General features: G+C 49.1%; 7 protein-coding genes. 4 read left to right on the top strand and 3 right to left on the bottom strand.

The window, feature by feature from the left end; translation table 11 throughout:
* Nucleotides 1-20 precede the first annotated feature (20 nt).
* Entirely contained in the window at nucleotides 21-1,241 is a 1,221-nt protein-coding gene (locus tag BM607_RS03685) for an 8-amino-7-oxononanoate synthase (protein ID WP_071938861.1), read from the bottom strand.
* 207 nt (nucleotides 1,242-1,448) lie between these two features.
* Complete coding sequence (gene bioB / locus BM607_RS03680) at nucleotides 1,449-2,501, bottom strand: biotin synthase BioB (RefSeq protein ID WP_071938862.1); 1,053 nt, start codon at nucleotides 2,499-2,501, stop codon at nucleotides 1,449-1,451.
* 122 nt (nucleotides 2,502-2,623) lie between these two features.
* Here bioB and bioA point away from each other — a divergent pair, with 122 nt between their 5' ends.
* Nucleotides 2,624-4,006: an adenosylmethionine--8-amino-7-oxononanoate transaminase gene (bioA, locus tag BM607_RS03675; protein ID WP_071938863.1), complete on the top strand. Its 1,383-nt coding sequence runs from the start codon at nucleotides 2,624-2,626 to the stop codon at nucleotides 4,004-4,006.
* Between the two features lie 644 nt (nucleotides 4,007-4,650).
* Nucleotides 4,651-6,252 carry a methyl-accepting chemotaxis protein gene (locus BM607_RS03670; protein WP_071938864.1) on the top strand — a complete coding sequence of 534 codons (1,602 nt, stop codon included), beginning with the start codon at nucleotides 4,651-4,653 and terminating at the stop codon, nucleotides 6,250-6,252.
* Nucleotides 6,253-6,525: 273 nt separating this feature from the next.
* Here BM607_RS03670 and BM607_RS03665 read toward each other — a convergent pair whose 3' ends face one another.
* Complete coding sequence (locus BM607_RS03665) at nucleotides 6,526-9,966, bottom strand: PAS domain-containing hybrid sensor histidine kinase/response regulator (protein WP_071938865.1); 3,441 nt, start codon at nucleotides 9,964-9,966, stop codon at nucleotides 6,526-6,528.
* A gap of 174 nt (nucleotides 9,967-10,140) precedes the next feature.
* On the opposite strand from BM607_RS03665, the gene acs reads away from it, so the two are divergent.
* Together acs and BM607_RS22060 are read left to right on the top strand one after the other, a co-directional pair.
* A complete protein-coding gene (gene acs / locus BM607_RS03660; protein ID WP_011846554.1) occupies nucleotides 10,141-12,093 on the top strand; it encodes an acetate--CoA ligase in 1,953 nt (650 codons plus the stop codon).
* A 222-nt stretch (nucleotides 12,094-12,315) separates the two neighbouring features.
* A partial coding sequence (locus tag BM607_RS22060) for a DEAD/DEAH box helicase family protein (protein ID WP_249269545.1) occupies nucleotides 12,316-12,562 on the top strand: 247 nt, incomplete at its 3' end.

Raw genomic sequence — 12,562 nt, 5'->3', positions numbered from 1 at the left:
ACGCGTTCTATAGCGTACATTTATCTGTGATCATCCGCAGCTTGTCGTTCAGTCACAAGCGGCACACCGACGCGACTGAGCACTTGAGCTAATTGCGCAACACACGCCGCAATATCTTCGGCGGCGTGAGCGGCCGTTAAGGTGATGCGTAAACGTGCTGAGCCCACAGGCACGGTCGGCGGGCGAATCGCGCCAACCCAAATCCCTGCAGCCCTTAACTCCTCGGCTACTTGCAATGTTTGCCGTGCATCACCAATGATCAGCGGCTGAATCGCGGTATCTGAACCTAAAAGAGGCACATTAACCTCACGGCATAACTGTTTGAATAGCGCAATATTCTCAAGCAGTTTTTGCTGTAACTCGGGATGTGCTGTGCTGTACTGAGTCGCGGCTAAGGCCAACGCTGCATTGGCGGGCGATAAAGCGGTCGAGTAAATGTATTCGCGGGCGTTACTGACCAAAAAATCGATCAGCGCCTGACTCCCCAACACGGCCGCACCTTGGCAACCTAAGGCTTTACCAAAGGTCACCACTTGCACATCGATAAGCTTGGCGGCCTCAGCATTGTTATAGCCATCGAGCACCGCAAAACCATGTGCATCATCGACAATCAACCAAGCATGATGTTGGCGACAAAGCGCCGATAACTCAGCAATCGGTGCACAATCTCCGTCCATGCTAAACACGCTTTCAGTGATTAACGCCGATGTCTGATGTCGAGCGAGTAACCGCTCAGCGCTTTCTAAGGAATTGTGTAAAAAACGTTTAAGCTGCGCGCCGCTATCTTGCAAACCATCGATAATGGAGGCATGTACGAGTTTGTCGGCAACCACAATATCTTGCTGATCAAACAAGGTTTTCATCAACGCCGTATTGGCACTAAAGCCCGAGCAAAATAACAATGCCGCTTCATGTCCCGTTAAGTCGCAAAGTTCACGCTCCAGCGCCAAATGTGCGTCACTGTATCCTGTCACTAAGGGCGATGCGCCGCTACCCACACCGTAGGTTTGCGCGCCAAGGTGCAAGGCTTCTACAAGTTCAGGGGCGCGCGATAAGCCTAAATAATCATTACTGCTGAAATTGACATAGGCGCGACCTTCGAACACAAAACGTGGGCTCGAAGTGGATGCGTTGGTGTTAAGGGCATGATCGACACTCAGCACTTTACGTTGCCGCAGTAATCCTTGCTCACGCAAAGCGTGCTGACGGGCGGCAATTTTAGTCTCAAGCAGAGAACTCATCGATGTAGCCTCAAGCATGACTGACTGAAAAATGACTGTTTCAACAATGGTCTCAACAATAGTTGCCCCATGAGTGTTCGGTTTAAGACGGTTGCCTTAGGAATAGAACACATTGAATAAACCTGTTGGCCGCAGTCAATACAGACTGCGCCGACAGGATTGATATGTTATTCAAGATATACGTCAAACAACATGAAGTCAGTGTGCTTACAAAGCCGCCGCGTCATAGAATTGTGCCGATGACTTATCTTGATAGGCCGCCGCTTTGGCTAATACAGCACTTTCTTCTTCCAGTTTTGTCGCAGCGCCCTGTTCTGGACGTAAGCCTAAACGTCGGAATAGCCCCATATCATCGCTTTCTTCTGGGTTTGGCGTAGTCAGCAATTTACAACCGTAGAAAATCGAGTTGGCGCCAGCAAAGAAACACATGGCCTGCAGTTCATCACTCATATTTTCGCGGCCCGCCGATAAACGTACGCGCGAAAGTGGCATTAAAATACGCGCTACAGCAATAGTACGCACAAACTCGAGTGGATCGAGATCGTCAAGTTTCTCAAACGGCGTGCCTGCCACTTTGACTAACATATTGATTGGCACTGAATCTGGATGCTGCGGTAAATTGGCCAGCTGTTGCAATAATCCTGCACGATCCGTCGCCTTTTCACCCATGCCGACAATCCCGCCAGAGCAGACTTTCATGCCTGAGGCACGCACATTTGTCAGTGTATCTAAACGATTTTGATAGGTACGAGTGGTGATCACATCGCCATAATATTCAGGCGAGGTATCTAAATTATGGTTGTAATAATCTAAGCCTGCGCTGGCTAAATCGTTCGCTTGATCTTCAGAAAGCATGCCGAGCGTCATGCAAGTTTCCATGCCTAAGGCTTTGACTTCTTGTACCATTTGCTTAAGGTACGGCATGTCTTTTTCTTTGGGGTTACGCCAAGCCGCCCCCATGCAGAAACGAGAAGCCCCCGCGGCTTTAGCGCTGCGAGCTTCGGTCAGCACAGTTTCCATTGCCAGCAAACGCTCTTTTTCTAGACCTGTGTCATAACGGGCGCTCTGCGGGCAGTATTTACAATCCTCAGGGCAAGCACCGGTTTTAATCGATAACAAACGGCTAATTTGCACTTCATTGGGATCGTACACTTCACGGTGAATGCTGTGGGCTTTAAATAACAAATCATTCATCGGCAGCGCAAATAAGGCTTCGATTTCTTCCCGCTTCCAATCATGACGAACTTGCAACTGCGACATTGAACACCCTTTTTATTCTGTCTTTTATCTTGGCTAGGATAACCTCAGCCCTTAAACTGTCAACGCCAACCAGTGAACCCAGTTTACTAATGGCTATTTTACCACCAACTTAGTGAGCATTTATGCGCAATTTACTCGATTTTGATTTTGATAGCGCCCATATTTGGCATCCTTACACATCAATGACCCGTTCTCTTCCTGTTTTTGGTGTACATAGCGCAAAGGGCTGCGAGCTCGAACTTGTCGATGGCCGCAAGCTGGTCGATGGCACTAGCTCATGGTGGGCCTGTGTGCACGGTTATGCGCATCCTGATATATTAACCGCGATGGAAAAACAGCTGCATCAGCTGAGCCATGTGATGTTTGGCGGCATCACCCATGAACCCGCCATTGAACTGTGCAAAAAACTTATTGCTATGACCTGCGAGCCGCTGACGAAAGTCTTTTTATGCGACTCTGGCTCTATCTCAGTGGAAGTGGCGATCAAAATGGCGCTGCAATATTGGCAAGGTCAGAGTTTGCAAGGTAAGAGTTTGCAAAGTAAGCGCTCGCAGGGGCAAAGCGCACATAAAGAACGGCCGCTAAAACAACGCATTCTTACCGTTAAGAAGGGTTACCACGGCGATACCTTTGCCGCCATGAGCGTGTGCGATCCAGAGGGTGGCATGCACACTATGTTTGGCGATGCGGTAACGAAACAATCTTTTGTGCCCGCGCCACAAACCGCCTTTGGCGAAACCTTACAAACTGATGATCTAACCGCAATGCGCAGTTTTTTAAGTGTAAATCACCATGATATTGCTGCTGTGATTATAGAGCCGATAATGCAAGGCGCTGGCGGGATGCGTTTTTACAGCGCAGATTATTTAGCGGGTATTCGCGCCCTGTGCGATGAGTTTGATGTGCTATTAATCTTAGATGAAATTGCCACAGGCTTTGGTCGCACAGGCAAGTTGTTTGCCTATGAACACGCCAATATCACTCCAGATATCTTATGTTTAGGTAAAGCGCTAACGGGCGGTTACATCAGCCTAGCGGCGACGCTGTGTACCGATAAAGTTGCCCAAGGAATCAGCCAATCTCCCGCTGGCGTGTTTATGCATGGGCCGACATTTATGGGTAACCCGCTGGCCTGCGCGGCGGCATGTGCGAGCTTAGACTTAATCAACCGCAATGAATGGCAAGCGCAAGTGGCCGCTATCGAGCAGCAAATGCGCTTAGAACTTAAAGATGCGATTGATTTACCGAGTGTTAAGGACGTGCGAGTCCTCGGCGCTGTCGGTGTGTTAGAGATGCATGATCCCGTCAACACCGCAGAGCTACAGCAACAATTTGTTGATTTAGGGGTGTGGGTTCGCCCCTTCGCTAACCTTATCTATATCATGCCGCCCTATATAATTAGCTCGGCGCAATTAAGCCAACTCACCGGTGCGATGAAGCAAGTGGCGGCTGGCATTAGTGCAACATCCGCCAGTGCCGAGCCACAGCTTATCAGTCACGGTTGATGCCAACAGCATAAGCCTTCAACGTAAGAATCCTTCAAATAGACAACACTCAGCGCACCGTTCTAGGTGCGCAGGGGTTTAAACTGAGCAGCTGTGTTAAGTTACTCGGCAGTCACCTTATACCAATCACATTAAATATCTAATCAGTTCAGAGCCTCACAGGCATCTCAATCCAAGGCGCATTGACGCAGAAATGGTTATTCCCTTTTAAGTCAATGCAACACCGGAGTGGGATGCCTGTGAGGCTCCCGAAGGGCGGCTGATGTTAACGGCGTAGCAACGCGCTTTATACTGCGTTTAAGGCTTTCGACAGAGCACCACTATGCCTTCAAGCCTTCGCCTTGTCTAAAGCGCGTTGAACTCCCGCTGAATGAACAGATATTTAATACGATTGGTATTACCCCTTCTTCAAACCTCGCATCCTCTCAATAGCTAAAAGCACTAAGGTTGCAATTGCAACATTGCTCACAATTCCTATTAAAACTCCGCAATTTAGCCGATTAATTTAATCCATCAACTGGAAATTTTACCAAAGCCAGCAATGCTTATATCGCTAACTTTACCCCACACATCTTTCGCCAATATCCGCCAACAAATTGAGCTGAGGAATGGCTTAAATAGCTACACCAAGACATGGAGATCATATGTTCAAACTCGCTGACATAGCCGTCAATCGCAAACTCGCATTACAGCTCATCATCGCCCTCGCAGGCGCCTTAATTTTACTCGTTATTTCTGTTACCGCTTTAAAGCACAATCTGATGGCGGAGCGTGAGTCACGGCTTAATGCCGTATTGTCCCTCGCCAGCAGCCGCATTCAGGCGTTATCCCAATCACTGCCCTTAGAGCAAGCACAGCAAGCCGCCAAGGACATGTTGAACGACATGCGCTTTGATAATGATAACTACTTGTTTGTGATTGATGAATCGAGGCGCGTCATCGTCCACCCCATCAAAAGAGAATTAGTTGGCCAACAAATGGGCAATCAAGGCGAAGAAAACTACTGGTACAAAATGGTCGAACTCGGCCGTGATGGCAAACAAGGCTTAGTCGAATACCGCTGGACGACAGCTAACGGTAAATCGGCGCAAAAAATGTCACTGGTAATGGGATTTAAACCTTGGGGCTGGATCTTGGGCTCAGGCATGTTGCTCCAAGATATCGAAGCCACCATTTGGCATGAGTATTTTGTCATGGGAGGCACGACATTAGCGCTTATCTTGCTCATGGCTTGGCTAGGTTATGCCATTAGTCACTCTATCACTCGGCCACTGGATGATGTAAATCTGGCGATGCTCGCCATCACAAAGGGGGATTTAACCACGCAATTAAAGGTCTATGGTAAAGACGAGCTTGGCACCTTAGCCCGCAACATCAACCAAAGCATTGGCTCGATTCGTAGCACCTTACTGGAAGCGAGTCATAGCGCGGATAATGTTGCCCAGGCCTCGGCTCGTATCGCCTCAACCGCAGAGGAAACCAATCAAGCGGTGAATAATCAGCGGGATCAGCTTGCCCAGCTCGCCACCGCCATGAATGAAATGAGCGCCACTATCGCCGATGTGGCGAATAATGCGGAGAGCACGGCCAAAGATACCAAAGAAGCCACATGGGAAGCAGGCCTTGGCGACCAAGATGTTCACGCCAGTGTGGACGGAATTCATGCCCTCGCCAAAGAAGTGGAGCAAGCGACGGATCAAGTGAACATGCTAAAAGAGGAAGTCATGCAGATCAGCGAAGTCACCTCAGTGATCAGCGCAATTTCAGATCAAACTAACTTACTCGCACTGAATGCCGCCATTGAAGCCGCCCGCGCAGGCGAGCAAGGACGAGGGTTTGCTGTGGTCGCCGATGAAGTGAGACAACTCGCCAGTCGCACCAGACAATCAACCGAAGAAATTCAGAACACGATTTCATTATTGCAACAACGGGCCGTGAGCGCCGCTAAAGCAATGGATGCAAGCCGTGCGCTGGCAGAAAACAGTGTGAGTCAATCGGCAAAAGCGGGAAGTGATTTATCGCTTATCGTAGCCCACATCAAACATGTGAGTGACATGGCGACCCATATCGCTACCGCCGCAGAAGAACAAAGTGTGGTCGCTGAAGACATGAACAGAAACGTGTGCGGGATTAATAACTCAGCGCTCGAAGTTTCTGAATCGGCAACCTATCTCGCCCAAGAAAGTGAAAGTTTGGCGGAGTTATCACTGAATTTAAACGGCAAACTCGCCGTTTTCAAACTCTGATCATTGACTTGATTAGGGATGAACTAAAGAACGATGACAAACCTTTAGCCTATTCTATAGCAAAGTGTCTAGCCAAGCGTTTAGTACAGTGTTGAGCCAAACTTTTAGCCCCGTGTTTAGTCCAGATAGTCCGCATAGCAACTGCGCGGGTTATCTGGACTTTCGATTAACGTACCGACTCCACTAAACTCATTTTACCGAGCGCCTATTACTAAACCTATCTTGCCAAGCTAGTTTTGCTAAGTTAATTATGCAAAACACATGCTACTCAACTTATTTCACTAAGCTGGAAATCAATGCACGCAGCGCGGCAGGTTTTATCATTTTCGCCATATAGTGATAGCCGCGGCGCTGCACATCTTCCACCAGCTCTTTACGGGTATTGGCGGTGATCAAAATGCCGGGCAAGTCTTTGCCATACAGGGCACGAATACCGTCCATCGCATCGACACCATTTTGGCCATCATCTAAGTGGTAATCGGCGAGCACAATATCGGGCGCAACGCCCTTCAGCCCCAGCTTAATGCGTGCATCGGATAAATCTTTGGCGCAGATAACCTCACATTGCCAACGACTTAATAGACTTTCTAAGCCAGCCAGAATCGCCTCTTCGTTATCGATACACAGCACTTTGATACCCGATAATGGCTGCAACAGCGATGGCAACGCCTTCACTTGTGGCTGGCGTACAGTCTCCCCGAGCGGCACACAAATAGAGAATACCGAGCCGCGCCCTAAATGGGACGAGACTTGAATACCATGTTCCAGCACTTTACTGATGCGATCGGCAATCGCTAAACCTAAGCCCAACCCGCTGACATTGTTGCTCTTAGGATTATTCAGCCGTTTGAATTCTTTAAAAATTTCTTGGGTTTCCTTTTCATCGATACCACAGCCTGTGTCTAATACTTGGATCTCAAGGTAATGACCGCGATGGCGACAACCAAACAAGACTCTGCCACCACGGGCGTAACGGTAGGCATTGGTTAAAAAGTTTTGTAGGACTCGGCGTAACAGCGAAGGATCGGAATTAACAGTCGCGCTGCATGGGATCATCTTAAAACGGATTTGGTTGTCCGCTGCCATCGCCTCAAACTCTACGGATAAGCCGTTGATCAGTTCTGAAATCGCAAAGTCACGCCGATTGACATCCACCATGCCGGAATCGAGTTTAGAAATATCCAGCAGATCGGTAAGCAACTCGCCGGCGATCTTAAGCGAGCTATTTACATGGGATAAGGTGGTTCTGGCCTCGCGATCTAAATTGGGATACTGAGATAAAGATGCAGTAAACAGCCGCGCGGCATTAAGCGGTTGCATTAAATCATGGCCAACAGCAGCCAAGAAGCGACTCTTAGAGGCGTTAGCGATTTCTTCCTGCGCCTTAGCTTCCAGTAACTCACTGTTCAACATGGCTAATTCGTAGGTTCGCTCATTAACGCGGCTTTCTAAGGTTTCATTGGCCTCGAGCAGTGCGCGCTCCTGCTCGCGATACTGAGTAATATCGGTAAAGGTCATCACAAAGCCACCGTCTGGCATGGGATTACCTTGAATTTTAATCACTTTACCATCCCTGCGATGGCGCTCAGAAGTGTGCGGCGTGCCATTACGCATGTGCTGCACCCGCTGTTCAACCTGCTGTTCGATTTCACCTTCACCACAATAACCCCGCGCCGCATTAAAACGGATGACTTCGCTGATGGGCATGCCCTGCTGCAAGAATCCATCGGGATATTGATACAGCTCCACATATTTATAATTCCAAGCTACTAGGTTGAGATCGTTATCTATCACGCTCATGCCTTCATAGGCGTGCTCAATCGCGCCGCGCAGCATGTCTTGGCTGAGCATAATTTTCGATGAAGCTTCATCCACTAGACTGAACACTTCATCCAGCGCCAAATCACGCCCTTGCAGCACAGAATCCATCACCAGCGCTGCGCTTGAGGCGCCGAGTACGCCCGCCAATAAACGTTCCGTGTGGAAAATCAGCTCAGGCGGCGCCGCTTTATGCCAACTATCACTTTTTACCGCATCAATAGAGAAACGGCTAAAACTCTCGTAGGCGCGTGTTGGGCTGACGAATCGACTGGCAAGAATAAGCAAATCCTGCTGTGAAATCGGGCCATTTTTCTTATTGGCGCTGTTTTTCAACTTGCCAGGACTGACAAAGGCACTGGCCTGAATTCGCTCGGCCACACCCGCCCTAAACCAAATAGACCCCAAAATATAACAGGCGATATTGGCAAAAAGTGCCGTCAGCGCATCACGCACATTGGGCGTTATCGCATCTAGCAAGCCTTTCTCGCTCGCGACGCCAGACAAGAACACCGATGAACTTTGCACATCTGTCATGCCCTGCAACATGATGTAAAACCACAGCGTAAAGCCTACGCCGAGCCCTAAAAATACCCCAGCACGATTGCCGTGTTTCCAATAGAGTCCGCCCACTAAGGCGGGCGCTAACTGAGCAAAAGCCCCGAAGGACAACATGCCGAGATGGGATAAGGAATCACTGTCGGCTAAGGCCAGATAACTGCCATAACCTAAGCCAAGAATGATCACGATCGCCAAACGGCGGGCATTGAGTAGTAGCTGCGAGAACTGACTGAAGTTTTTCTCACGGATATGGCCCGTACGCAGCATCACAGGCACTAGCCATTCGTTACTGACCATCACACTAATGGTCACCACCGCCACTATCACCATGCCGGTTGCCGCCGAAAGTGTGCCCAGCAGTGCAATCACCGCCAGCAAAGGTTGATCTAAGGCGAGTGGCAAATTAATCACATAGGTATCGGCCGACACTGAATCGCCGAGGATGATCTTCCCCGCTAAGGCGAGCGGCCCAACGAATAAACCAAAAAGCGCTAAATAGATGGGAAACAGCCAACGTCCTTTCGACAACACAGACTCATCGGCGCATTCCACCACCATCACATGGAACTGCCTTGGCATACACAAAAACGCCGCCATTCCGACAAGTAACTCAGGCATTAGGGCTTCAATACGAGGATTGGGATAATTGATCAGCGACTGCGCATTCGCCTGCTGCCAAATATCCCCAAAACCATCGAACACCCCAAAACTAATGACGACGCCGACCAATAAAAATGCGGCGAGCTTCACCAGAGACTCAAAGGCAATCGCGAGCATCATGCCGGGATTGTGCTCGGTGGCATCGAGTTTGCGGGTACCAAATAAAATGGCAAATATGGCTAACAAAGACGTGATCAGTAACGGAATTGTCACGCCATCGAGGGGATCGTCTGCGGGTTGAAACAGGTTAAGGCTGAACACCATCGCCTTAAGCTGCAGGGCGATATAGGGCATGATGCCAAACAAGGCGATTAAGGTGACTAAGGCAGCTAAGGTTTGGGATTTGCCGTATCGGGCGGCAATAAAGTCTGCCACTGAGGTGATATTTTGTGCCTTAGACACTAACACCATCTTGCGTAACATGCCAAAACCTAAGGTGAAAATCAGAATGGGGCCGATAAAAATCGGTAAAAAAGACCAGAGATCCTTAGCCGATTGGCCGACTGTGCCTAAAAAACTCCACGAAGAGCAGTAGACCGCTAAGCTCAGGCCATAAATACCGACCTGTAGCTTTTTGGTGATCCGGCTAAACCAACGCTCCGCCCCCCACGCTAATAGGAATAAAAGCGAGACATAACAGACGGCAATAACGGCGACGACTAAGGTTAAATTCATACTTTGCTCTTTTTTCTGATTATTGTGCGATAAAACCTGTCTAAAATCTAGCCGGATTTTTAATGCAACAGACTAAATATAAAGGAAAATTTAAAACTAGACCAAGGTCTAATGGAGTTGCCGCCCCCTTGCATACCATACTCAGTCCACGCAATTTTTCAAAAGGGAAGCCCTATGAGCTCGCAGTCTCTCTACAAAGTCTCCGGCAATATCGCTGCCAATGCACTTGTAAACAACGATAAATATAAAACAATGTACCAAGAGTCGATTGTCAATCCCGAAGGTTTCTGGAGAGAACACGGCAAGCGTATTGATTGGATAAAACCCTATACCAAAATTAAAAAAACCTCTTTTGATGATCATAACTTATCGATCAACTGGTTTTACGACGGCACCCTGAATGCTTCTGCCAACTGTTTAGATCGTCACTTAGCCGAGCACAGTGATCGCGTGGCGATTATTTGGGAAGGCGACAACGCCAGCGAACAACGCAAAATCACCTACGGTGAATTACATGCAGATGTGTGTAAATTCGCCAACGCATTACGCAGCCAAGGCGTGCGACGCGGTGACATAGTCACGATTTACATGCCTATGGTGCCAGAAGCCGCAGTGGCTATGCTCGCCTGTGCCCGTATCGGCGCGGTGCACTCTGTGGTCTTCGGTGGTTTCTCACCGGATTCTATCGCCTCTCGCGTCATTGATGGCAAATCAAAAGTCATCATTACCTCCGATGAAGGTATGCGCGGTGGCCGTGCTATTCCATTGAAACGCAACATCGATGATGCCTTAAAAAACCCTGATGTTACTACGGTTGAGAAAGTCATAGTGCTTAAACGCACGGGCGGCAAAGTGGATTGGGTCGAAGGCCGAGATGTGTGGTGGCACTCACTGATGGAAACCGCATCTGAGTACTGCCAACCAGAGGAAATGGATGCCGAAGCGCCGTTATTCCTGCTGTATACCTCAGGTTCAACCGGTAATCCCAAGGGCGTATTGCACACCACTGGTGGCTACATGGTTTATGCGTCTATGACCCATGAGTATGTGTTCGACTACAAAGCGGGAGAAGTGTACTGGTGTACCGCCGATGTGGGTTGGATCACTGGCCACTCTTACATGGTTTACGGCCCACTTGCCAATGGTGCGACTGTGCTTATCCATGAAGGCGTTCCGAATCATCCAAGCCCTGCCCGTTTAGGCGAAATGATAGACCGCCATAAAGTGAGCATTCTTTACACAGCGCCAACCTTAATTCGCGCGCTGATGGCCGAAGGTAAACAACACTTCGATAAGTTCGATGGCAGCAGCTTGAGGATCATGGGCTCAGTAGGCGAACCCATCAACCCAGAAGCATGGCGTTGGTACCATGAGGTCATAGGTCATGAACATTGCCCTATCGTCGATACTTGGTGGCAAACTGAAACTGGCGGTATTTTGATCACGCCACTGCCAGGGGCGACCGACACTAAACCTGGTTCAGCAACCCGTCCATTCTTTGGTGTTCAACCTGCCTTAGTCGATAACATGGGTAACATTTTAGAGGGTGAGAACGAAGGTAACTTAGTGTTACTCGACTCTTGGCCGGGCCAAATGCGAACTGTATATGGCGACCACGAACGATTCGTACTGACCTATTTTAAAACTTTCCGCGGCATGTATTTTACCGGTGACGGTGCCCGCCGCGATGAAGATGGTTACTACTGGATAACAGGCCGCGTCGATGACGTGATCAACGTATCCGGCCACAGATTAGGTACGGCAGAGGTAGAAAGTGCGCTGGTATCACATGAACTGGTTGCAGAAGCTGCAGTAGTTGGCTACCCACACGATATTAAAGGCCAAGGTATTTATGCGTATGTCACGCTAACCCGCGGCACTGAAGAAACCGAAGAGCTACGTCAAGAGCTGCGTCAATGGGTCCGTAAAGAAATTGGTGCGCTGGCAACCCCAGATCTCATCCAATGGGCGACAGGCTTACCTAAGACACGTTCGGGCAAGATCATGCGCCGCTTCCTGCGTAAGATTGCCGCTAACGAAGTGACCAATTTAGGGGATGCATCAACCTTGGCCGATCCAGCTGTGATCGAGACGTTGATTGAATCACGCTTAAATCGTACTGAGTAATATCCGAGTCACGAATAACGTCCACAACGCTTAGTCTATGCCCAATAGGCTAAGCGTAACCTGAACCTCCCTTTTTAAACCTCAGGTTAATAGTGAACCCTGTTGAGAGAGTGTGTGTGATTGCTCCTTTCTCTAGCTTGCCCCTCCAACCAGGGGCATTTTTTTTGCCTGTTATGTTAAGCTTGCGACCTCACTTTTATTCAGCATAGATTTTTTATCAGCGTGTCAGTCAAACTCAGAGACTATCAACAGCAAGCGGTTAATGCCGCCATCGCCCATTTTAGGCAAAGCCAAGCTTCCGCCGTACTCGTATTGCCCACAGGCGCCGGCAAAAGCATAGTGATCGCCGAATTGGCGCGCATCGCCAAAGGCAGGGTCTTAGTGCTCACCCACGTGAAAGAATTAGTCGCGCAAAATGCTGAGAAAGTAGGCCTACTCACGGCACAAGCCAGTATCTATGCGGCGGGAC

Source organism: Shewanella sp. SACH (assembly GCF_001887095.2).
Lineage (GTDB): Bacteria > Pseudomonadota > Gammaproteobacteria > Enterobacterales > Shewanellaceae > Shewanella > Shewanella baltica.
The sequence above is the reverse complement of the archived record's forward strand: the minus strand, read 5'-3'. Positions and strand labels throughout refer to the sequence as shown.

Bases quoted from the DNA above. Each gene is read 5' to 3' on its own strand.
- acs (WP_011846554.1), top strand. From the start codon at position 10,141: ATGAGCTCGCAGTCTCTCTACAAAGTCTCCGGCAATATCGCTGCCAAT.
- BM607_RS03665 (WP_071938865.1), bottom strand. From the start codon at position 9,966: ATGAATTTAACCTTAGTCGTCGCCGTTATTGCCGTCTGTTATGTCTCG.
- BM607_RS03670 (WP_071938864.1), top strand. From the start codon at position 4,651: ATGTTCAAACTCGCTGACATAGCCGTCAATCGCAAACTCGCATTACAG.
- BM607_RS03685 (WP_071938861.1), bottom strand. From the start codon at position 1,241: ATGAGTTCTCTGCTTGAGACTAAAATTGCCGCCCGTCAGCACGCTTTG.
- bioB (WP_071938862.1), bottom strand. From the start codon at position 2,501: ATGTCGCAGTTGCAAGTTCGTCATGATTGGAAGCGGGAAGAAATCGAA.
- bioA (WP_071938863.1), top strand. From the start codon at position 2,624: ATGCGCAATTTACTCGATTTTGATTTTGATAGCGCCCATATTTGGCAT.